The sequence below is a fragment of the Streptomyces sp. NPDC051578 genome, assembly GCF_044454045.1.
In the GTDB taxonomy this organism is placed as follows: Bacteria; Actinomycetota; Actinomycetes; order Streptomycetales; family Streptomycetaceae; genus Streptomyces.
On the sequence record NZ_JBITDH010000006.1, the window covers coordinates 152,413 to 174,100 of the forward strand.

At 69.0% G+C, this 21,688-nt stretch carries 18 protein-coding genes; 13 read left to right on the forward strand and 5 right to left on the reverse strand.

Going from position 1 to position 21,688, the window contains the following annotated elements:
* Positions 1 to 27 precede the first annotated feature (27 nt).
* Both ACIA6C_RS24315 and ACIA6C_RS24320 read right to left on the reverse strand, forming a co-directional pair.
* Positions 28 to 810, reverse strand: a complete 783-nt coding sequence (locus ACIA6C_RS24315; protein WP_361133313.1) for an MIP/aquaporin family protein — start codon at positions 808 to 810, stop codon at positions 28 to 30.
* Between the two features lie 315 nt (positions 811 to 1,125).
* Positions 1,126 to 1,893, reverse strand: a complete 768-nt coding sequence (locus ACIA6C_RS24320) for an IclR family transcriptional regulator (RefSeq protein ID WP_366082452.1) — start codon at positions 1,891 to 1,893, stop codon at positions 1,126 to 1,128.
* A gap of 261 nt (positions 1,894 to 2,154) precedes the next feature.
* Between ACIA6C_RS24320 and metH the strand changes: the two genes are divergently transcribed.
* From metH to ACIA6C_RS24340, 4 genes are all read left to right on the forward strand, one after another.
* On the forward strand, positions 2,155 to 5,667 hold the full coding sequence (gene metH / locus ACIA6C_RS24325; RefSeq protein ID WP_399278901.1) for a methionine synthase: 3,513 nt from the start codon (positions 2,155 to 2,157) through the stop codon (positions 5,665 to 5,667).
* A 111-nt stretch (positions 5,668 to 5,778) separates the two neighbouring features.
* Positions 5,779 to 6,480 carry an HAD family phosphatase gene (locus ACIA6C_RS24330; RefSeq protein WP_361133322.1) on the forward strand — a complete coding sequence of 234 codons (702 nt, stop codon included), beginning with the start codon at positions 5,779 to 5,781 and terminating at the stop codon, positions 6,478 to 6,480.
* Between the two features lie 481 nt (positions 6,481 to 6,961).
* Positions 6,962 to 8,566, forward strand: coding sequence for an ABC transporter substrate-binding protein (locus tag ACIA6C_RS24335; protein WP_399278903.1), 1,605 nt, complete (start codon positions 6,962 to 6,964; stop codon positions 8,564 to 8,566).
* Positions 8,567 to 8,640: 74 nt separating this feature from the next.
* Positions 8,641 to 10,218, forward strand: coding sequence for an ABC transporter substrate-binding protein (locus ACIA6C_RS24340; protein WP_399278905.1), 1,578 nt, complete (start codon positions 8,641 to 8,643; stop codon positions 10,216 to 10,218).
* Positions 10,219 to 10,342: 124 nt separating this feature from the next.
* On the opposite strand, the gene ACIA6C_RS24345 is transcribed toward ACIA6C_RS24340, so the two are convergent.
* A complete protein-coding gene (locus ACIA6C_RS24345; protein ID WP_329193894.1) occupies positions 10,343 to 11,014 on the reverse strand; it encodes a response regulator transcription factor in 672 nt (223 codons plus the stop codon).
* A gap of 65 nt (positions 11,015 to 11,079) precedes the next feature.
* The gene (locus ACIA6C_RS24350) at positions 11,080 to 11,880 is read right to left on the reverse strand and encodes a RecB family exonuclease (RefSeq protein ID WP_399278907.1); all 801 of its coding nucleotides are present in this window, start codon (positions 11,878 to 11,880) and stop codon (positions 11,080 to 11,082) included.
* On the opposite strand from ACIA6C_RS24350, the gene ACIA6C_RS24355 reads away from it, so the two are divergent.
* From ACIA6C_RS24355 to ACIA6C_RS24365, 3 genes are all read left to right on the forward strand, one after another.
* Entirely contained in the window at positions 11,879 to 13,375 is a 1,497-nt protein-coding gene (locus tag ACIA6C_RS24355; protein ID WP_366083428.1) for a site-2 protease family protein, read from the forward strand. The two genes, ACIA6C_RS24350 and ACIA6C_RS24355, sit on opposite strands and share 2 nt — an antisense overlap.
* 18 nt (positions 13,376 to 13,393) lie before the next feature.
* Positions 13,394 to 14,302, forward strand: coding sequence for a tRNA (adenine-N1)-methyltransferase (locus ACIA6C_RS24360; RefSeq protein WP_190185276.1), 909 nt, complete (start codon positions 13,394 to 13,396; stop codon positions 14,300 to 14,302).
* Between the two features lie 218 nt (positions 14,303 to 14,520).
* On the forward strand, positions 14,521 to 15,126 hold the full coding sequence (locus tag ACIA6C_RS24365; protein WP_399278910.1) for a hypothetical protein: 606 nt from the start codon (positions 14,521 to 14,523) through the stop codon (positions 15,124 to 15,126).
* Between the two features lie 4 nt (positions 15,127 to 15,130).
* Here the strand turns inward: ACIA6C_RS24365 and ACIA6C_RS24370 are convergent, their stop codons facing one another.
* Entirely contained in the window at positions 15,131 to 15,451 is a 321-nt protein-coding gene (locus tag ACIA6C_RS24370; protein ID WP_361133339.1) for a ferredoxin, read from the reverse strand.
* Positions 15,452 to 15,715: 264 nt separating this feature from the next.
* Between ACIA6C_RS24370 and arc the strand changes: the two genes are divergently transcribed.
* The 6 genes from arc to prcA all read left to right on the forward strand — a co-directional run bounded on the left by arc (position 15,716) and on the right by prcA (position 21,652).
* Positions 15,716 to 17,482, forward strand: a complete 1,767-nt coding sequence (arc, locus tag ACIA6C_RS24375; protein WP_361133342.1) for a proteasome ATPase — start codon at positions 15,716 to 15,718, stop codon at positions 17,480 to 17,482.
* 250 nt (positions 17,483 to 17,732) lie between these two features.
* Positions 17,733 to 19,244 carry a depupylase/deamidase Dop gene (dop, locus tag ACIA6C_RS24380; RefSeq protein WP_399278913.1) on the forward strand — a complete coding sequence of 504 codons (1,512 nt, stop codon included), beginning with the start codon at positions 17,733 to 17,735 and terminating at the stop codon, positions 19,242 to 19,244.
* A gap of 203 nt (positions 19,245 to 19,447) precedes the next feature.
* Positions 19,448 to 19,660, forward strand: a complete 213-nt coding sequence (locus tag ACIA6C_RS24385; protein ID WP_030016348.1) for a ubiquitin-like protein Pup — start codon at positions 19,448 to 19,450, stop codon at positions 19,658 to 19,660.
* A 97-nt stretch (positions 19,661 to 19,757) separates the two neighbouring features.
* Positions 19,758 to 20,051: an endonuclease domain-containing protein gene (locus ACIA6C_RS24390; protein WP_366081474.1), complete on the forward strand. Its 294-nt coding sequence runs from the start codon at positions 19,758 to 19,760 to the stop codon at positions 20,049 to 20,051.
* A complete protein-coding gene (gene prcB / locus ACIA6C_RS24395; RefSeq protein WP_190185272.1) occupies positions 20,003 to 20,842 on the forward strand; it encodes a proteasome subunit beta in 840 nt (279 codons plus the stop codon). Before ACIA6C_RS24390 ends, prcB begins: the two co-directional genes overlap by 49 nt.
* 45 nt (positions 20,843 to 20,887) lie before the next feature.
* The gene (prcA, locus tag ACIA6C_RS24400) at positions 20,888 to 21,652 is read left to right on the forward strand and encodes a proteasome subunit alpha (protein ID WP_399278916.1); all 765 of its coding nucleotides are present in this window, start codon (positions 20,888 to 20,890) and stop codon (positions 21,650 to 21,652) included.
* Positions 21,653 to 21,688: the final 36 nt, after the last annotated feature.

The following is a 21,688-nucleotide window of genomic DNA, read 5'->3' on the forward strand; positions in this document are numbered from 1 at the left end:
GGATCTTGCGATACGTGCCGATGCTGATCAGACGAACGCGATGTTGTACAGACCACCGGCGACGGCGGCACCGACGAGCGGGCCGACGACCGGGATCCAGGAGTATCCCCAGTCCGAGCCGCCCTTGTTGGGCAGCGGCAGCAGGGCGTGGACGATGCGGGGACCGAGGTCGCGCACCGGGTTGATGGCGTAGCCGGTCGGGCCGCCGAGGGAGAGGCCGATCCCGACGACCACGAAGGAGGTGATCAGGACGCCGATGACGCCGAGGCCCTTGCCGTCGTCCTGGAGGCCCTGGGTCAAGATCGCCAGGACCAGGACGGCGGTGCCGATGATCTCGGTGACCAGGTTCTGGACGACGTTGCGGATCTCGGGGCCGGTGGAGAAGATCCCGAGCACCGGGCCGGCCACGTCGTGCGGGTGCGGGTCCTCCGGGCCGAGCTTGGCGTCACGGATGTGCTCCGGGTCCGCCAGGTGCGCCCGGAACTGCCCGTAGTAGGTGGCCCACATGAGGACCGCGCCGATCATGGCGCCGAGCAGCTGGCCCGCGAGGTAGACCGGCACGTCGCCCCACTCGCCGGTCTTGACGGCTATGCCGACGGTCACCGCGGGGTTGAGGTGCGCGCCGGACAGGGGCGCGGACACGTACGCGGCGATCAGGACGGCGAAACCCCAGCCGAAGGTGATCGCGAGCCATCCCGCGTTGCGGGCCTTGGAGCTCTTGAGCGTGACGGCGGCGCAGACGCCACCGCCGAGCAGGGTGAGCAGGGCGGTACCGATGGTCTCGCCGATGAAGATGTCGGAGCTGGACACCCGCGACTCCTTTGTCTTACGTCCAGGGGTGGGCGGACACCGGGTCCCTCCGGTGGTCCACCGCACTCGGTGAGTGCTGCACCGGTCCTTGGCCTCGCCATAGCCTAACGCGTATTGCCGGTAGGTGTTCGACAATGCCGACCGATGAACGGCAGTTTTCCGCCCGAGTGAAGAATGCGTCAAGGGTCCGGCAGGTCACGGATCAGGATCGTTACCGGTCGGTGTGATCGACCAAATCCCGCCAACTAGTGGCTGAAAAACGACAGAAGCCCCCAGATGACGGCCGAAGCGGTCCCGGGGGCATTCAAAGCAAGGTCAGAAGCGGCCCGCGCCGAGGTCCCGCGAAACCGAGCGGGCGCAGTCCCGCACCGAGGCGACCAGGCTCGCCCGGGGCTCCCCGGACTCCCCGCAGACCCGCTCCACGGCGCCCGCCACCGCCACCGCTCCGACCGGCATCCTGCGCCGGTCGTGGATGGGGGCCGCCACCGAGGCGATGCCCTCCCAGGTCTCCTCGACATCGCTGGCCCAGCCGCGCGCCCGGGTCAGGTCCAGGATCTGCTCGAAGCCGGCCGCGTCGGTGACCGTGCGCGGTGTGAACGCCTCCCGCTCCACCTCGACCGCCTCCGTGTGCGCCACCGGGTCGTAGGCGGACAGCACCTTGCCCAGGGCGGTGGAGTGCAGCGGCTGCATGGCGCCCACCTCCAGCACCTGCCGGCTGTCGTCCGGGCGGAACACGTGGTGCATGATCAGCACGCCGCTCTTGTGGAGCACCCCCACGTACACGCTCTCGCCGCTCGCCCGCGCCAGGTCGTCCGTCCACACCAGCGCCCGGGCCCGCAGCTCGTGCACGTCCAGGTAGCTGTTGCCCAGGCGCAGCAGCTCCGCGCCGAGCTGGTAGCGGCCGGAGGCCGGGTCCTGCTCCACGAAGCCCTCGGCCTGGAGCGTGCGCAGGATGCCGTGCGCCGTCCCCTTGGCCAGCCCGAGCGCACCGGCCACGTCCGACAGGCCCAGCCGGCGCTCTCCGCCCGCCAGGAGCCGCAGCATCGCAGCGGCTCGTTCGAGCGACTGGATGTTTCGTGCCATCGTGCAGCCTCCTGCTGACGTAGTTCGACAATGCTGAACACTATCGGCCGATGTCGACCTTGTGCATGCCCGGGGAACGCTTGATGACACCCGCATGCCGGACAGCCCACTGGAGCGGCAGTGGAGTCAGGCCAAAGAATGCAGTCCGCCACGTGGGACACACCCACCGGGTCCCGGTGCGCACGGTTACCCTGACCGCGTGCGCCCTTGACACAGCGAGGGCGCAAAGCCGACAGCCGTCGCATCCCAGGGAGCTTGACCATGGCCTCGTTGCCGAACCCGCCCGCAGACACCCAGACACGGGCCGATGCCCTCCGAGAGGCGCTCGCGACCCGCGTGGTCGTCGCCGACGGAGCCATGGGGACCATGCTCCAGGCGCAGGACCCCTCGATGGAGGACTTCCAGCAGCTGGAAGGCTGCAACGAGGTCCTGAACGTGACGCGCCCCGACATCGTGCGCTCCGTCCACGAGGCGTACTTCTCCGTCGGTGTGGACTGCGTGGAGACCAACACGTTCGGCGCGAACTTCGCGGCGCTGGCCGAGTACGACATCCCCGGCCGCAACTTCGAGCTGTCGGAGTCGGGCGCCCGTATCGCCCGCGAGGTGGCGGACGAGTACACGGCCTCGACGGGGCAGCAGCGCTGGGTGCTGGGCTCCATGGGACCGGGCACCAAGCTGCCGACGCTGGGCCACATCGACTACGCGACGATCCGCGACGCCTACCAGGTCAACGCCGAGGGCCTGCTCACCGGAGGCGCCGACGCCCTGCTGGTGGAGACCACCCAGGACCTCCTGCAGACCAAGTCCTCGATCATCGGCGCGCGGCGCGCGATGGAGGCGCTCGGCGTGTCCGTGCCCGTGATCTGTTCCGTCACCGTCGAGACGACCGGCACGATGCTGCTGGGTTCGGAGATCGGTGCGGCGCTGACGGCGCTGGAGCCGCTCGGCATCGACATGATCGGTCTGAACTGCGCGACCGGCCCCGCCGAGATGAGCGAGCACCTGCGCTACCTGGCCCGCAACGCCCGGATCCCGCTGTCCTGCATGCCCAACGCGGGCCTGCCGGTGCTGGGCAAGAACGGCGCGCACTACCCGCTGTCGGCCCCCGAGCTCGCCGACGCGCAGGAGACCTTCGTGCGCGAGTACGGCCTGTCCCTGGTCGGCGGCTGCTGCGGCACCACCCCCGAGCACCTGCGCCAGGTCGTGGAGCGGGTGCGCGGCCTGGCCCCGGCCGAGCGGCGGCCGCAGCCCGAGCCGGGTGCGTCGTCGCTGTACCAGACGGTGCCGTTCCGCCAGGACACCTCGTACATGGCGATCGGGGAGCGGACCAACGCGAACGGGTCGAAGAAGTTCCGCGAGGCGATGCTGGAGGGCCGCTGGGACGACTGCGTGGAGATGGCCCGCGACCAGATCCGTGAAGGCGCGCACATGCTCGACCTGTGCGTGGACTACGTGGGCCGTGACGGCGTCGCCGACATGCAGGAGCTGGCCGGCCGCTTCGCGACGGCCTCGACGCTGCCGATCGTGCTGGACTCCACCGAGGTCCCGGTGATCCAGGCGGGCCTGGAGAAGCTGGGCGGCCGCGCGGTCATCAACTCGGTGAACTACGAGGACGGCGACGGCCCCGAGTCCCGCTTCGCGAAGGTGACCGCTCTGGCGCGCGAGCACGGCGCGGCGCTGATCGCGCTGACCATCGACGAGGAGGGCCAGGCCCGTACCGTCGAGCACAAGGTGGCGATCGCCGAGCGGCTGATCGAGGACCTGACCGGCAACTGGGGCATCCACGAGTCGGACATCCTCATCGACACCCTCACCTTCACCATCTGCACGGGTCAGGAGGAGTCCCGCAAGGACGGCATCGCCACCATCGAGGCGATCCGCGAGCTCAAGCGGCGCCACCCCGAGGTGCAGACCACGCTGGGCCTGTCCAACATCTCCTTCGGCCTCAACCCGGCCGCCCGCGTCCTGCTGAACTCCGTCTTCCTCGACGAGTGCGTCAAGGCGGGCCTGGATTCGGCGATCGTGCACGCCTCGAAGATCCTGCCGATCGCCCGCTTCGACGACGAGCAGGTCCAGACGGCCCTGGACCTGATCTACGACCGGCGCGCGGAGGAGTACGACCCGCTGCAGAAGCTGATGGCGCTCTTCGAGGGCGTCAACACCAAGTCGATGAAGGACGGCCGCGCCGAGGAACTCCTCGCGCTGCCCCTGGACGAGCGGCTCCAGCGCCGCATCATCGACGGGGAGAAGAACGGGCTGGAGGACGACCTCGCCGAGGCCCTGCAGACCCGCCCGGCCCTGGACATCGTCAACGACACCCTGCTGGAGGGCATGAAGGTCGTCGGCGAGCTGTTCGGCTCCGGCCAGATGCAGCTGCCGTTCGTGCTGCAGTCGGCCGAGGTGATGAAGACGGCGGTCGCCTACCTGGAACCGCACATGGAGAAGACCGACGACGAGGGCAAGGGCACCATCGTGCTGGCCACCGTCCGCGGCGACGTCCACGACATCGGCAAGAACCTCGTCGACATCATCTTGACCAACAACGGCTACAACGTCGTCAACATCGGCATCAAACAGCCCGTCTCCGCGATCCTGGAAGCCGCGCAGGAACACAACGCCGACGTCATCGGCATGTCCGGCCTGCTGGTGAAGTCCACCGTGATCATGAAGGAGAACCTGGAGGAGCTCAACCAGCGCAAGCTGGCCGCCGACTACCCGGTCATCCTCGGCGGCGCGGCCCTGACCCGCGCCTACGTCGAACAGGACCTCCACGAGATCTACGAGGGCGAAGTCCGCTACGCCCGCGACGCCTTCGAGGGCCTGCGCCTGATGGACGCCCTCATCGCCGTCAAGCGCGGCGTCCCCGGCGCGGAGCTGCCCCCGCTCAAGCAGCGCCGCGTCCCCAAGAGGGACACCCCGCTGATCCAGGTGGAGGAGCCCGAGGAGCCGGGCGGCCGCTCCGACGTGGCCGTCGACAACCCGGTCCCCACCCCGCCGTTCTGGGGCACCCGCGTCGTCAAGGGCATCCCGCTCAAGGACTACGCCTCCTGGCTGGACGAGGGCGCCTTGTTCAAGGGCCAGTGGGGCCTCAAGCAGGCCCGCGCCGGCGGGGCGACGTACGAGGAACTCGTCGAGTCCGAGGGCCGGCCGCGGCTGCGCGGCCTCCTGGAGAAGCTGCACACGGAGAACCTGCTCGAAGCGGCCGTCGTCTACGGCTACTTCCCCTGCGTGTCCAAGGGCGACGACCTGATCATCCTGGACGAGCAGGGCAACGAGCGGACGCGCTTCAGCTTCCCGCGCCAGCGCCGCGGACGGCGCCTGTGCCTCGCCGACTTCTTCCGCCCGGAGGAGTCGGGCGAGACCGACGTCGTCGGCCTCCAGGTGGTCACCGTGGGCTCGAAGATCGGCGAGGCCACCGCCAAGCTGTTCGAGTCCGACTCCTACCGCGAGTACCTGGAGCTGCACGGCCTGTCCGTCCAGCTCGCCGAGGCCCTCGCCGAGTACTGGCACGCCCGCGTCCGCGCCGAACTCGGCTTCGGCGCCGAGGACCCGGACCAGGTCGAGGACATGTTCGACCTCAAGTACCGCGGCGCACGCTTCTCGCTGGGCTACGGCGCCTGCCCCGACCTGGAGGACCGGGCCAAGATCGCCGACATGCTCCGGCCGGAGCGCATCGGCGTCCACCTCTCGGAGGAGTTCCAGCTCCACCCGGAGCAGTCCACCGACGCCATCGTCATCCACCACCCCGAAGCGAAGTATTTCAACGCACGCTGACGCAGACCGGCGTACACTGGTCGGTCCCATACAGGCCGGTCACCTGTTCCCCCGGGCATGTCCCGAGGTGCGAGGTGACCGGCCTTCTCGTCCCCTGTGAGAGGTGTGCGCATGACCAGCACCGTTCCGGCCGCCGTCACCCGTACGACCGACGGCTCGGCCCTGCAGGCGGTGCTGCTGGACATGGACGGCACCCTCGTGGACACCGAGGGGTTCTGGTGGGAGATCGAGGAGGAGATCTTCCGCGAGCTGGGCCACCGGCTGGAGGAGACCTGGCGCGACGTCGTCGTCGGCGGCCCCATGAGCCGCAGCGCCGCCTTCCTCATCGAGTCCACCGGAGCCGCCATCGGCCTCGCCGAGCTCAGCGTGCTCCTCAACGAGCGGTTCGAGGCGCGCATCGCCGACCAGGTGCCCCTGATGCCCGGCGCCGAGCGGCTGCTGGCCGAGCTCGCCCGGCACAACGTACCCACCGCGCTCGTTTCCGCCTCCCACCGCCGGGTCATCGACCAGGTCCTGCTCACCCTGGGCCGCGACCGCTTCACCATGACGGTCGCCGGCGACGAGGTGCCCCGGACCAAGCCGCACCCCGACCCCTACCTCCTGGCCGCCCAAGCCCTCGGCGCGCACCCCTCGCGCTGCGCCGTGATCGAGGACACCGCCACCGGGGTCGCCGCCGCCGAGGCCGCCGGCTGCCGGGTCGTCGCCGTGCCCTCCGTGGGCCTGATCCCCGCCGCCCCCGGCCGCACCATCGTGCGCTCCCTGGAAGAAGTGGACCTGGCGTTCCTGCGCTCGCTCATCACTCCGATGAACTGAGCGCGCACGCTGCGTACCGAACAGAACCAGGCATCAGCGGGGGAGCGGCGAGAGGATCTTCCGCCCAGCACGGCGGAGGCCGAAATTCCATCCTCAGGCAGGCAGTTGCCGGGGGGTGAGCTTGGTCACCCGGCGGAACCGCGGCGGGCCCTGCGACCCACCCTGAACCGTTCCCTTGTGTCCGGATTGATCAGCTCCTGACCCCCTCTGCGCCCAGTCTGGGATAAACGGTCAGTCCGCGCCCATAACCGTCCGGTTACGCCCCAACTCCTGCCAGTTCCAGCCATCCCGTCCCAGGCCACTAATGTCGACGCCGGGCACTGCGCCGCACCTCAGCAGTACCGGAGACACACCCCTGTGCCGGTACCGCGTGGACCGATCGTCACACACCGGCCCGATCGTTCCGCCCTGAACGGGCGACCGTCGCGAAGTGCCCTCGACGCCGCTTTGAGCAAGTGCCGGGTGAGGGAGTACTTCCAGCATGAACCGCAAGACCATGGTGCTGACGGCCGCGATAGGCCTGCTCACCCCCGCGCTGTCCGCCTGCGGCAGCGCGAGCGGAGGAGGAGCGGGAACCGGGGCGATCGTCGTCGGCACCACCGACCGGTTCGAGGCCGCCGACTACGCCCCCGCCCCCTTCGACCCCGCCTACGCCTACGACGCCGGCGCCTGGAACGTCCTGCGCCAGACCGTCCAGACGCTGATGCACACCCCGCGCGGCGGCGGCCAGCCCGTCCCCGAAGCGGCCTCCGACTGCCGCTTCACCGACACCGGCAACGAGAGCTACCGCTGCACCCTGCGCCCCGGGCTCACCTTCGCCGGCGGTGACCCGCTGACGGCCAAGGACGTCAAGTTCTCCATCGAACGCGTCCTCGCGATCAATGCGGAGAACGGCCCCTCCTCGCTGCTCTCCACCATCGACACCGTCGAGGCCAAGAGCGCCGACACCGTCGTCTTCCACCTCAAGACCGCCGACGCGACGTTCCCCTACAAGCTGTCCACGCCGGCCGCCGGCATCGTCAGCGCCAAGGACTACGACGCGAAGAAGCTCCGCCCCGGCTTCGCCGTCGACGGCTCAGGCCCCTACACGATGAAGGCCGAGACCAAGGGCAACCAGCTCGTCCGCGCCGTCTTCACCAAGAACCCGCGCTACAAGGGCGACATCAAGCTCCAGAACGACAAGGTCGAGCTGCGCTCCTTCGCCGACTCCGAGAGCATGGGCAAGGCCCTGCGCGACGGCTCCGTCCACGTCGTCTCCCGCACCCTGTCGCCCTCCCAGATCGCCGAGTTCTCCGCGAAGCCGCCCAAGGCCGTCAAGCTGGTCCCGCTGCCCGGCCTGGAGATCCGCTACCTCGGCTTCAACACCGACGCCCCCGTCGTCAAGGACAAGGCCGTCCGCCAGGCCCTCGCCGCGGCCGTCGACCGCAACGCCCTGATCTCCAAGGTCTACGGGAAGGCCGCGCAGCCCCTCTACTCGCTGGTCCCCACCAGCGTCACGGGGCACGTGAACTCCTTCTTCAGCAAGTACGGCGAGGCCAACACCGCCAAGGCCGCCGACCTGCTCAAGAGCGCCGGGATCAAGACCCCCGTCAAGCTCACCCTCAACTACACCACCGACCACTACGGTGACGGCACCGCCGCCGAGTTCGAGCAGCTCAAGAGCCAGCTGAACTCCACCCAGCTCTTCGACATCACCGTCCAGGGCAACGACTGGGCCGACTACCGGCCCGCGCAGAAGAAGGGCGACTACGCCGCCTACGGGCTGGGCTGGTTCCCCGACTACCCGGACGCCGACAACTTCCTCGCCCCGTTCCTGGAGCAGGACAACTTCCTGGGCACGCCGTACGCCAACGCCGCCGTACGCTCCCGGCTCATCCCCGAATCCCGGCGCGCGGCCGACCGTACGGTCGCCGCACCCGCGATCAAGGAGATGCAGGACATCGTCGCCGACGACGTCCCCGTCCTGCCCCTGTGGCAGGGCAAGCAGTACGTCGCGGCACGCGACGAGATCACCGGGGTGGAATGGTCGGTCAACGCCATCTCCGACCTCCAGCTGTGGGAACTCGGCCGGGGCGTCAGCGGCTGAGCAAGGCACCAACCGGCAGCGGGTGCCGCAGGCCGGGGCAACGAAACAGTACGACTGTGAAGGACGTTCGCGTGATGAGACGTAACCAGTGGTTGGCAGCCCCGCTCGGCGCCGCAACCGCCGCCGCGCTGCTCAGCGGTTGCGGTTCGCAGGATGGCTCGGCCGCGGGCAGCGGCAAGGGTGTTGTCATGGGGATATCCGACAAGGTGAAGTCCACCGACCCCGCGTCGGGCTACGACCCGGGCTCCTGGCTCCTGTTCAACAACGTCTTCCAGTCCCTGCTGACCTTCCCCAAGGGGGGCAACACCCCCGAGCCCGACGCCGCCCAGAGCTGCGGCTTCGAAGGCGCCGACAGCAAGGTCTACAAGTGCGTGCTGCGCACCGGGCTCAAGTTCAGCAACGGCGACAGCCTCACCTCCAAGGACGTCAAGTACTCCTTCGAGCGCACCTTGAAGATCAATGACGCCAACGGCCCGGCCGTCATGCTCTCCTCGATCGCCGGTATCGACACCCCCGACGAGAAGACCGTCGTCTTCCGCCTCAAGACCTCCGACGCGACCTTCCCCAGCAAGATCGCGGCCGGTGCCGGTGCCATCGTCGACCACGCGCAGTACCCGGCCGACAAGCTCCGCACCGACGGCAAGGCCATCGGCTCCGGCGTCTACAAGCTCGACTCCATCAGCGACACGAGCGCCAACTTCTCGGTCAACGACTCCTACAGCGGCAAGGCCAAGCCGAAGAACACCGGCGTGACCATGAAGTTCTTCAACGACGACCAGGCCGCCCTCAAGAAGGTCCTCGAAAGCGGCGACGTCGACTTCGCCTTCCGCGGCCTCGCCGCCAAGGACATCGCGAGCCTCGCCAACAAGGCCGGCGACCAGAAGGTCGAAGTCGTCCAGGGCACCGGCGCGGAAGTCCAGCACCTCGTCTTCAACATGAACGACCCGGTCGCCGGAAAGCTCCCCATCCGCAAGGCCATCGCCTACCTCGTCGACCGCGAGGCGATCATCAAGGAGGTCTACGACGGCACCGCCACCTCCCTGTACTCGATCGTCCCCGCCGGCATTGCCTCCCACAACACCGCCTTCTTCGAGCGCTACGGCGGCACCCCCCAGCTGGAGAAGGCCAAGAACGTCCTGCGGGCCGCCAACGTCAAGGACAAGGTGAAGATCACCCTGTACTCGACGCCCACCCGCTACGGGCCGGCCACCGACCAGGAACTCCAGCTCATCGCCAAGCAGCTCAACGACAGCGGCCTCTTCGACGCCGACGTGAAGTCCGTCGCGTTCGAGCAGTACGAGAAGGACATCGAAGCCGGCAAGTACGGCGTCTACGTCAAGGGCTGGGTGCCCGACTACCCGGACGCCGACAACTTCACCCAGCCGTTCTTCGGCCCGGACAACGTCCTGCACAACAACTACGACAACAAGGAGATCAGCGGGACCATCATCCCCTCGACCTCCGCGAAGTCCGACCGCACCGCCGCCACCACCGACTTCACCCGGCTCCAGGACATCGTCGCCGACGAGATCCCGATCCTCCCGCTCTGGCAGGGCAAGCAGTACGCGGTCACCCGCCAGAACGTGACCGGCCTCCAGTGGTCGCTCGACGCCTCGACCGTCTTCCGCTTCTGGGAGATCAGCAAGGGCTGAGACACGCCGACGGGCCGGCAGCCGCACCACGCGGCTGCCGGCCCGTCGCCTTCTGCACCGTGCCCCCAAGGGCCACTGCGCGCCCCCGGAACCACTGCGCCCCGAAGGCTGCCGCGCCGTGGAACTACTGCGCGCCCGGGCGGACCAGGCCGCTCTCGTACGCGTACACGGCGGCCTGCACGCGGTCGCGCAGCCCCAGCTTCGTCAGCACGTGCCCCACATGCGTCTTCACGGTGGTCTCGCTCACGAACAGGTCCGCCGCGATCTCCGCGTTCGACAGGCCCCGCGCCACCAGCTTCAGCACCTCCACCTCGCGCTCCGTCAGCGTGCCCAAGGTGTCCGGGACGCTCTCGGCGCCCGACGGCAGGTGTTCCGCGTACTTGTCGAGCAGCCGCCGCGTGATGCTCGGCGCCAGCATCGCCTCGCCGCCCGCCACCACCCGGATCGCCTGCACCAGCTCGTTCGCGGGAGCGTCCTTGAGCAGGAACCCGCTCGCCCCCGCCCGCAGCGCCTCCACCACGTACTCGTCCAGGTCGAAGGTGGTCAGCACCAAGACCTTCGCCGGGCCGTCCCGGCCCGGACCCGTGATCTGCCGCGTCGCTTCCACCCCGTCCATCCGCGGCATCCGGATGTCCATCAGCACCACATCGGGCTGCAGCGCCCGCACCTGGTCCAGCGCCTGGAGACCGTCCCCGGCCTCACCGACCACCGCCAGGTCAGGCTCCGCCTCCAAGATCATCCGGAATCCGGTGCGCAGGAGCGGCTGGTCATCCACCAGCAGGACGCGGATCGCCACAGGGGTACCTCATCTTCGAACATCGGCTTCGACGGCAGGCACCCATTCTGGCGCCGACCCGGTCCTCAGGATCCCCCCGGCCCCACCCCGCCCGCCTCCGCCCTCGGGATGATCACGAGCGGATAGGCCGGGGGAGTCCCACCGAACTCCGGACACACCTCCCGGTGATCACACCACCCGCACAGCTTCGTCGGCCGGGGCCGCCACTCACCCGTCTCCGTCGCCTCCACGATCGCGTCCCACAAAGCCAGCAGCTTGCGCTCCACCCGCTCCAGGTCCGCCACGACCGGGTCGTACGTCAGCACGTCCCCGCTGCCCAGGTACACCAACTGCAGCCGCCGCGGCACGACCCCCTTCAACCGCCACACCACCAGCGCGTAGAACTTCATCTGGAACAGCGCGCCCTCCGCGTACTCCGGCCGCGGCGCCTTGCCCGTCTTGTAGTCCACGATCCGGACCTCGCCCGTCGGCGCGACATCGACCCGGTCGATGATCCCGCGCAGCCGCAACCCCGACTCCAGCTCCGTCTCCACGAAGAACTCCCGCTCCACCGGCTCCAGCCGCGTCGGGTCCTCCAGCGTGAACCACCGCTCCACCAGCGCCTCGGCCTCCGTCAGCCAGCGCGCCAGATCCTCCCCCTCATCACCCCCCGGGAACAGCTCGGACAGCTCGGGCTTCGCCTCCAGCAACCGGTCCCACTGCCCGGGGATCAACGCCTTCGCCCGCGGCGCCGTCCGCTCCTGCGCGGGATGGTCGAACAGCCGCTCCAGCACCGCGTGCACCAGCGTCCCCCGCGTCGCCGCCGCACTCGGCTTCTCCGGCAGCTTGTCGATCACCCGGAACCGGTACAGCAGCGGGCACCGCATGAAGTCACTCGCCCGCGAGGGCGACAGCGAAGCGGGCCGCACCGCGCCACCCGCCCCATCGGGCGCGGCAACGGCATCGGCAGCAGCCACGCCAGGAACAGGACCGGGGCTCGTCGTCATGCGTAAAACCCTACGACCCGCCACCGACAGCACGCGCATACCATCGACTCCGAGCCCCCTCGCACTGCATGATCAGAGCATCACACCGCGCTACCGCCCCACCACACACCCGCACCACGCCCGACACACCACCGGCGGAACCGCCCCTCCGGACAGCACCGAACGAAGGACAGCCGTGCCAGACACCGACGAAACCGGAGAGCGCGCACCCAAGCGCTCCGACCCGGGCGGCGGACTCCTCATGGGCCGCCCCTTCGGCGTACCCGTCTACGTCTCGCCCAGCTGGTTCCTCGTCGCCGCCCTCATCACCTGGGTCTTCGGCAACCAGCTCGACCGCATCCTGCCCGGACTCGGACCGGCCCGCTACCTCGTCTCCCTCTTCTTCGCGGTCGCCTTCTACGCCTCCGTACTCGTCCACGAACTCGCGCACACCGTCGCCGCCCTGCGCTTCCGCCTCCCCGTGCGCCGCATCCGCCTCCAGTTCTTCGGCGGGGTCTCGGAGATCGAGAAGGAAGCCGAAACCCCCGCCCGCGAATTCGTCCTCGCCTCGGTCGGCCCGCTCCTCTCCCTCCTCCTCGCCGGCGCCTTCTACCTCGGCATGGAAGCCGTCGACGCCCCCACCGTCCCCGGCGTCCTCCTCGCCGGCCTGATGATCTCCAACCTCCTCGTCGCCGCCTTCAACCTCCTCCCCGGCCTCCCCCTCGACGGCGGCCGCATGCTCCGCGCCCTCATCTGGGGCATCACCGGCAAGCCCATGGCGGGCACCGTCGCCGCCGCCTGGGTCGGCCGAGGCCTCGCCGTCACCGTCCTCATCGGCCTCCCCCTCGTCACCCAGACCGGGCTCCTCGGCAACCGCAGCCAGGAAATCGGCGGCATGGACACCGTCATGGACGCCCTGCTCGCCGCGATCCTCGCCGCGATCATCTGGACCGGCGCCGGCAACAGCCTGCGCATGGCCCGCCTGCGCCAGCACCTGCCCGAACTCCAGGCCCGCGCCCTCACCCGCCGCGCCATCCCCGTCGAGAACGCCACCCCCCTGTCCGAGGCGCTCCGCCGCGCCAACGAAGCCGGAGCCCGCGCCCTCGTCGTCGTCGACGGCCACGGAGACCCCACCGCCATCGTCCGCGAAACGGCCATCGCCTCCGTCCCCGAGCACCGCCGCCCCTGGATCGCCGTCAGCACCCTCTCCCAGGACCTCACCGATGGCATGAAGGTTTCGGCGGAACTCGCCGGAGAGGAACTCCTCGACCACCTCCGGGCCACCCCCGCCACCGAATACCTCGTCATCGAGCCCGGCGGCCGGATCTACGGGGTCCTGTCCACCACGGACGTCGAAAAGGCCTTCGTGAAGGCCATGGCGCGGCCCCAGTCCTGAACCCAATACACTGGTCACATGTCCGAACCGACCGGTGCCGCCCGCCGACGCGGGCCCTTCGAGGTCGGGGACCAGGTTCAGCTCACCGACCCCAAGGGCCGCCACTACACCTTCACGCTCGAAGCCGGGAAGAATTTCCACACCCACAAGGGTTCCTTCCCCCACGACGAGCTGATCGGTGCTCCCGAAGGCAGTGTTGTCCGTACCACGGGGAACGTCGCGTACCTCGCGCTGCGCCCCCTGCTCCCCGACTATGTCCTGTCCATGCCCCGCGGTGCCGCCGTGGTCTACCCCAAGGACGCCGGCCAGATCCTGGCCTTCGCCGACATCTTCCCCGGCGCACGCGTCGTGGAAGCAGGCGTGGGCTCCGGCTCCCTCAGCAGCTTCCTGCTGCGCGCCATCGGCGACCAGGGCATGCTCCACAGCTACGAGCGCCGCGCGGACTTCGCCGAGATCGCCACAGCCAACGTCGAGCGCTACTTCGGCGGTCCCCACCCCGCGTGGCAGCTGACCGTCGGCGACCTCCAGGACAACCTGTCCGACACCGACGTCGACCGCGTGATCCTGGACATGCTCGCCCCCTGGGAGTGCCTGGAGGCCGTTTCCAAGGCCCTCGTGCCCGGCGGCATCCTCTGCTGCTACGTGGCCACCACCACCCAGCTCTCGCGCACCGTCGAGTCCATCCGCGAGTTCGGCTGCTACGCCGAGCCGCAGCCGTGGGAATCGATGATCCGCAACTGGCACGTCGAGGGCCTCGCCGTCCGCCCCGACCACCGGATGATCGGCCACACCGGCTTCCTCGTCACCGCCCGCCGCCTCGCGGACGGCGTCGAGCCCCCCATGCGCCGCCGCCGCCCCTCCAAGGGCGCCTACGGCGAGGACTACGAGGGACCCGGAAGCCAGAGCCGCGGCGCGGACCGCGACTGACCCACCGGCCCGCGCCCACCCCGGGCGCGGCCCCCAACACGAAGGCGCTGTGGCGCAGTTCCCCGAACGGATCGGGAACTGCGCCACAGCGCCTCTTCGTTGCCGGGGAGAGCGGGGCCGCTCTTCCCGGAAGGTGGCCGGACCCGCCCGTTCCACCCCGGTGTGAGGTGTGGCACGATGCTGGCACCGCGTCACCCTTCGCACAGGAGACACCCCGCGTGCTGCACAGCCCCACCGAGCCGGCCCTCGCACTGGACACCCTGGCCCACGGTGGCGCCAAGGCCATCCACTGGGTCGCCACGGCCACCGCCATGGCCGCCGTCATCGCCGCAGCGGGCCTCCTCCAGCCGGCCCCCGCGACCGGCTCCCCGGTCACCGCGACCGCCGCGGCAGCCGCACCCGGGCCCCCGGCAGCCGCCCCCGACGCGCACGCCGTCACCTACCCGCTGGACTGCAGGGGCGTCCCGCAGGCCGTCACCGCCACCGCCCAGGGCGACCTCGACGGCGACGGCCGCCCGGAGACCGTGGCGGCCGTCCGCTGCGACGCGGGCTCCGGCACCCCGCCGCACTCCCTCTACGTACTGACCCAGGACAAGGCCCCGGGCGCCGCGCCGCGCGTCGTGGCGACCCTGCTCGAAGCCGGACGCCGCCAGACCGTCACCGGGCTCACCATCGGTGACCGCACGGTGACGGCGAGTCTCGTCGGCTACTCCTCACCGGCGATCCCGCGTTACAGCCCCGACACCAAACAGCTCGCCAAGTGGCGCTGGACGGGCGGAAAATTCCGCCAGGAGCTTACCGACTCACGCCCCGGAAGCGTTTGAACCGTCACTCCGCGTCAGGGCCGTACACCTCGACCCGGTCCGAGACGCGGCGGACGTGGATGCAGTCACCCGGACATTCCTTCGCCGAATCGACCACGTCCTGGAGCAGCGTCAGCGGAACCGGAGTGGTCGCCCCCGGGTCCTGCAGAAGCTCGTCCTCCGCGCTCTTCACGTACGCCAGACCATCGATGTCCAGCTCGAACACCTCCGGGGCGTACTGCACGCAGATGCCGTCGCCGGTGCACAGGTCCTGATCGATCCACACCTCCAGCGACGCCTCGGCCTCGCCGGCGCCGCCCGTGGGTGCCTCCTGCTGCACGGTCATATCTCCTGCCGTTCCCTGCACTGAGTGATCCATCCCGGTCACAACTCGCGACAAGTCGCGCGGGCCCCGACGGGTGTTGAACGCTTCGACCTTACAACCGGCTGCTTTCCGATGCTGCTGGGTGGGTATTTCCCTGGCGAGAGGGAGTACGCAAGGGTGAAGATCGGACACACCTCTACCGTCTTTGTGATCTAGGGGTTTCAATCACCACCAGCCCAGGTAGGGTCAGGAAGCGTCCAGCTCCCCTTGGAGGAGGTGAGGACCGTGGCAGCCCACGACGACGACATCAACCGCGGCATCCGGCCCGGGCGAGGGTCCGAGGACCCCGCTGGCCAGGTTGCCTATCTCGAGCAGGAAATCGCCGTCCTGCGACGCAAGCTCGCCGACTCACCGCGTCACACGAGGATTCTCGAAGAGCGGATCATCGAGCTCCAGACGAATCTGGCCGGCGTATCCGCACAGAACGAACGACTGGCGAACACCCTCCGTGAGGCCCGCGACCAGATCGTGGCCCTCAAGGAAGAAGTCGACCGGCTCGCCCAGCCGCCGGCCGGCTTCGGTGTCTTCCTGCAGGCCAATGAGGACGGCACCGTCGACATCTTCACCGGCGGCCGCAAGCTCCGCGTGAACGTGAGCCCCAGCGTCGACCCGGAAGAGCTCCGGCGCGGCCAGGAGGTCATGCTCAACGAAGCGCTCAACGTGGTCGAAGCCATGGAATTCGAGCGCGCCGGGGACATCGTCACCCTCAAGGAAATCCTCGAGGACGGCGAGCGCGCCCTGGTCATCGGGCACACCGACGAGGAAAGGGTGGTGAGGCTCGCCGAGCCGCTCCTGGACATCACCATCCGCCCCGGCGACGCCCTGCTCCTCGAACCCCGATCCGGCTACGTCTACGAAGTGGTCCCCAAGAGCGAGGTCGAAGACCTCGTCCTCGAAGAGGTCCCGGACATCGACTACGACAAGATCGGCGGTCTGGGCGACCAGATCGAACTGATCCGCGACGCGGTCGAGCTCCCGTACCTCTATCCGGACCTCTTCAAGGAACACGAACTGCGCCCGCCGAAGGGCATCCTGCTCTACGGCCCCCCCGGCTGCGGCAAGACGCTCATCGCCAAGGCCGTCGCCAACTCCCTTGCCAAGAAGGTCGCCGAGGTGACCGGCCAGCCCGCCGGGAAGTCCTACTTCCTGAACATCAAGGGCCCCGAACTCCTCAACAAGTACGTCGGCGAGACCGAGCGGCACATCCGCCTCGTCTTCCAGCGTGCACGCGAGAAGGCGAGCGAGGGCACCCCCGTCATCGTCTTCTTCGACGAGATGGAGTCCCTCTTCCGCACCCGCGGATCCGGCGTCAGCTCGGACGTGGAGAACACCATCGTCCCCCAGCTCCTCGCCGAGATCGACGGCGTGGAAGGCCTGGAGAACGTCATCGTCATCGGCGCCTCCAACCGCGAGGACATGATCGACCCGGCCATCCTGCGCCCCGGCCGCCTCGACGTGAAGATCAAGATCGAGCGCCCGGACGCGGAAGCCGCCAAGGACATCTTCGCCAAGTACCTCAAGGCCTCGCTGCCCCTGCACGCGGACGACCTGTCCGAACACCAGGGCTCCACGGCCGGCACCGTCCACAGCATGATCCAGACCGTCGTCGAGCAGATGTACGCCGAAACCGAGGAAAACCGCTTCCTCGAGGTCACGTACGCCAACGGCGACAAGGAAGTCCTCTACTTCAAGGACTTCAACTCCGGAGCCATGATCCAGAACATCGTGGACCGCGCCAAGAAGATGGCGATCAAGGCCTTCCTCGAACACAACCAGAAGGGCCTGAGGGTCGCCCACCTCCTCCAGGCCTGCGTGGACGAGTTCAAGGAGAACGAGGACCTGCCCAACACCACCAACCCCGACGACTGGGCCCGAATCTCCGGAAAGAAGGGCGAGCGGATCGTATTCATCCGCACCCTCGTCACCGGAAAGCAAGGCGCGGACACCGGACGCTCCATCGACACGGTGGCGAACACCGGTCAGTACCTCTGACAAAGCGGGGCGGCTGCGGGTCCCCCACCGGGGCACCCGCAGCCGACTGCTTTACCGACTGCTTTTCCAGCCGGTGGCAGGACAAATTCAATGACCGAAATGATCTCCCCACCAGCGCGGAGTGGTTCTAGGCTCTTCCGTACCGCAGGTCAAGCAGTGCGGGGACGGACGCCGCACACGACGCATCGGAGCACCAGCGGTACTTGAGCGCCGCTCCCGGCCGGGAGCGCCGCCGGGCAAGGAGGGCCGCATGACCGTACGGCGAGTAATGGGGATCGAGACGGAGTACGGGATCTCCGTCCCGGGCCACCCGAACGCCAATGCCATGCTCACCTCGTCCCAGATCGTCAACGCCTACGCGGCGGCGATGCACCGGGCACGCCGTGCCCGCTGGGACTTCGAGGAGGAGAATCCGCTGCGGGACGCCCGCGGCTTCGACCTCGCCCGCGAGGCCGCCGACAACAGCCAGCTCACGGACGAGGACATCGGCCTCGCCAACGTCATCCTCACCAACGGCGCCCGGCTCTACGTCGACCACGCCCACCCCGAATACAGCTCGCCCGAGGTCACCAACCCCCTCGACGCCGTCCTCTGGGACAAGGCCGGCGAGCGGATCATGGCCGAAGCCGCCGAACGCGCCGCCCAGCTCCCCGGCGCCCAGCCCATCCACCTCTACAAGAACAACACCGACAACAAGGGCGCCTCCTACGGCACGCACGAGAACTACCTGATGAAGCGGGAAACCCCCTTCTCCGACATCGTGCGCCACCTCACCCCCTTCTTCGTCTCCCGCCAGGTCGTCACCGGCGCCGGACGCGTCGGCATCGGCCAGGACGGCCGCGACCACGGCTTCCAGATCAGCCAGCGCGCCGACTACTTCGAAGTCGAGGTGGGCCTGGAGACCACCCTCAAGCGCCCCATCATCAACACCCGCGACGAACCGCACTCCGACGCCGAGAAGTACCGCCGGCTCCACGTGATCATCGGGGACGCCAACCTCTCGGAAATCTCCACCTACCTCAAACTCGGCACGACCGCCCTGGTCCTCTCCATGATCGAAGACCAGTTCATCAGCGTCGACCTGGCCGTCGACCAGCCCGTACGCACTCTCCACCAGGTCTCCCACGACCCCGGCCTCCACCACCTGATCACGCTGCGCAGCGGCCGGACACTCACCGCGGTGCAGCTCCAGATGGAGTACTTCGAGCTGGCGCGCAAGTACGTGGACGAGCGGTTCGGGACGGACGCCGACGAGCAGACCAAAGATGTCCTCACTCGGTGGGAGGACGTCCTGGGCCGGCTGGAGACCGACCCCATGAGCCTGTCCGGCGAGCTGGACTGGATCGCGAAACGGGAGCTGCTGGAGGGCTACCGCAGGCGCGACGGACTGGACTGGGACGCCGCCCGGCTGCACCTGGTGGACCTCCAGTACGCGGACGTACGCCCCGAGAAGGGCCTGTACAACCGTCTGGCGGCCCGGGGCAAGATGAAGCGGCTGCTGGAGGAGCCGGCCGTGGAGCGGGCCGAGGGCAAGCCCCCGGAGGACACGCGGGCCTACTTCCGGGGCCGGTGCCTGGAGCAGTACGCGGACGACGTGGCGGCGGCCTCGTGGGACTCGGTGATCTTCGACCTCCCGGGCCACGACTCCCTCCAGCGGGTACCCACGCTGGAGCCGCTGCGGGGGACGCGGGCGCACGTGAAGGAGCTCCTGGACCGCTGCCGCACGGCGCAGGACCTGGTGCGGGTGCTGTCGGGGCGCTGAGCGGGCGCCGAACGCTTTCCGGAGCCCGGGCGGGGCTGAAAGGGCCGCGTTCTGGGAATCATGGGAACACCCGGACGTTGTGAAAGTGCGGGGACGAATGTCGGACCCTCCTTGTAGGGTCCGGCATAAGGTCTGATCTTGGGAGTGGTCCCGGTCCGGGACCACTCGACGTGAGCGTGCGAACCGAGCGGGGTGAGGTAGACATGGCGACCAAGGACACCGGCGGCGGACAGCAGAAGGCGACGCGCTCGACCGAGGAGGTCGAGGAGGCGGCGGTCGAGGAATCGACCGACCTCAAGGAGCGCCAGGAGAAGCTCTCCGACGACGTCGACTCGGTACTTGACGAGATCGACGATGTGCTTGAGGAGAATGCCGAGGACTTCGTCCGGTCCTTCGTTCAAAAGGGTGGGCAGTAGGAGCTGTCACCTTCGGTTCGAAGGTCGATGGCGGGGTGGTCGGGCCGGTACGGACGAAGCGGTGCGCCCGGCGCGGTGAGGGGTAGCCGCGTCGGGCGTGCGCTCCCGAGCCCGTACGGACTGCGGCGACACTGCCGGGAACGCGGGGCCGGATCTCACCGCGAGCGCCGGGAGGCCCTGGGCAGGCGGGCCGTCCGGGGCTCCGGCCGCGCAGGTTGATCATTGCCGTCGGACGGGTAAGGTCCGGGGCGTACTCCGCTTCAACTGCAATACGGCTATCGGACTGTTGGGAGACGATCCCGGCACCATCCAGCGGGCCATCTCATACCTGGAGGGAAACGCGTGGAAGCCAACAATCTTGGCACAGGGCGTCTACCGGCAGCCTTCCTGACGCCGGGGTCCTCGTCCTTCATGGACTTCCTCGGGGCGCATTCGCCCGAGATGCTGCCCGGCAACCGGAGGCTGCCGGAGGGGATCGTCGAGGCGCCGCACGGGACGACCATCGTGGCCGCCACCTTCCCCGGCGGGGTCGTGCTCGCCGGTGACCGGCGGGCGACCATGGGGAACATGATCGCGCAGCGGGACATCGAGAAGGTGTTCCCGGCCGACGAGTACTCGGCCGTCGGCATCGCCGGTACGGCGGGTCTCGCCGTGGAGATGGTGAAGCTGTTCCAGCTGGAGCTGGAGCACTTCGAGAAGGTGGAGGGGACGACCCTGTCCCTGGAGGGCAAGGCGAACCGGCTCTCGACCATGATCCGGAGCAATCTGGGGATGGCGATGCAGGGGCTGGCCGTCGTGCCGCTGTTCGCCGGGTACGACGAGGCCAAGGAGAAGGGACGGATCTTCTCCTACGACGTGACCGGCGGCCGCTCCGAGGAGCACGGCTTCGCCGCCACCGGCTCCGGTTCGATCTTCGCCAAGGGCTCGATGAAGAAGCTGTTCCGGCCCGACCTGACGGAGGAGCAGGCCACCACGCTGGTCGTGCAGGCGCTGTACGACGCCGCCGACGACGACTCGGCGACGGGTGGTCCGGACCTCTACCGCCATATCTATCCCATCGTCACCGTCATCACCGATGAGGGTTTCCGCAGGCTGAGCGACGACGAGTCGCAGGAAATCGCCCGTACGGTCACCAACCGTCGGCTCGAGCAGCCGGACGGCCCGCGCGCCGCCCTGCTCTGACCATCCGTCGCCCCGTAGGACCCAGAAGAAAGGGACGGACAGCCGGTGTCGACTCCGTTCTATGTGTCACCCCAGCAGGCCATGGCCGACCGGGCGGAATACGCCCGGAAGGGCATCGCCCGCGGTCGCAGCCTCGTCGTGCTGCAGTATGCCGACGGCATCGTGTTCGTCGGGGAGAACCCGTCCCGCGCGCTGCACAAGTTCAGCGAGATCTACGACCGGATCGGCTTCGCGGCCGCGGGCAAGTACAACGAGTACGAGAACCTGCGGATCGGTGGTGTGCGGTACGCGGATCTGCGCGGGTACACCTACGACCGTGACGATGTGACGGCCCGTGGGCTGGCGAACGTGTACGCGCAGACGCTCGGCACCATCTTCTCCAGTGCGGGTGAGAAGCCGTACGAGGTGGAGCTGGTCGTGGCGGAGGTCGGTTCGACCGCCGCGGGGGACCAGATCTACCGGTTGCCGCATGACGGGTCGATCGTGGACGAGCACGGTTCGGTCGCGGTGGGCGGCAACGCCGAGCAGATCAGCACGTTCCTGGACCAGCGGCACCGGGACGGGATGACGCTGTCCGAGGCGTTGAAGCTGGCGGTGCAGGCGCTGTCCAGCCAGGCGAACGGTGCGGACAAGTCGATTCCGGCGGAGCGGCTGGAGGTCGCGGTGCTGGACCGGACGCGGCCGCAGCAGCGGAAGTTCAAGCGGATCCGGGGCCGGCAGCTGTCGCGGCTGCTGGAGGCGGACGTGCCGGCGGCGGCCCAGGCCGATGCCGTGTCCAACGACGAGGGTCCGGAGGAGGACGCGGAGTAGTGCGCGCGGGGGAGCCCCGGTCCGCCCGAGTGGGTG

Coding starts and splice junctions, on each gene's coding strand:
- ACIA6C_RS24335 (WP_399278903.1), top strand. CDS start 6,962: ATGAACCGCAAGACCATGGTGCTGACGGCCGCGATAGGCCTGCTCACC.
- ACIA6C_RS24330 (WP_361133322.1), top strand. CDS start 5,779: ATGACCAGCACCGTTCCGGCCGCCGTCACCCGTACGACCGACGGCTCG.
- ACIA6C_RS24350 (WP_399278907.1), bottom strand. CDS start 11,880: ATGCGGTGCCCGCTGCTGTACCGGTTCCGGGTGATCGACAAGCTGCCG.
- ACIA6C_RS24360 (WP_190185276.1), top strand. CDS start 13,394: ATGTCCGAACCGACCGGTGCCGCCCGCCGACGCGGGCCCTTCGAGGTC.
- ACIA6C_RS24370 (WP_361133339.1), bottom strand. CDS start 15,451: ATGACCGTGCAGCAGGAGGCACCCACGGGCGGCGCCGGCGAGGCCGAG.
- ACIA6C_RS24340 (WP_399278905.1), top strand. CDS start 8,641: ATGAGACGTAACCAGTGGTTGGCAGCCCCGCTCGGCGCCGCAACCGCC.
- dop (WP_399278913.1), top strand. CDS start 17,733: ATGACCGTACGGCGAGTAATGGGGATCGAGACGGAGTACGGGATCTCC.
- ACIA6C_RS24355 (WP_366083428.1), top strand. CDS start 11,879: ATGAAGTCACTCGCCCGCGAGGGCGACAGCGAAGCGGGCCGCACCGCG.
- metH (WP_399278901.1), top strand. CDS start 2,155: ATGGCCTCGTTGCCGAACCCGCCCGCAGACACCCAGACACGGGCCGAT.
- ACIA6C_RS24385 (WP_030016348.1), top strand. CDS start 19,448: ATGGCGACCAAGGACACCGGCGGCGGACAGCAGAAGGCGACGCGCTCG.
- ACIA6C_RS24320 (WP_366082452.1), bottom strand. CDS start 1,893: ATGGCACGAAACATCCAGTCGCTCGAACGAGCCGCTGCGATGCTGCGG.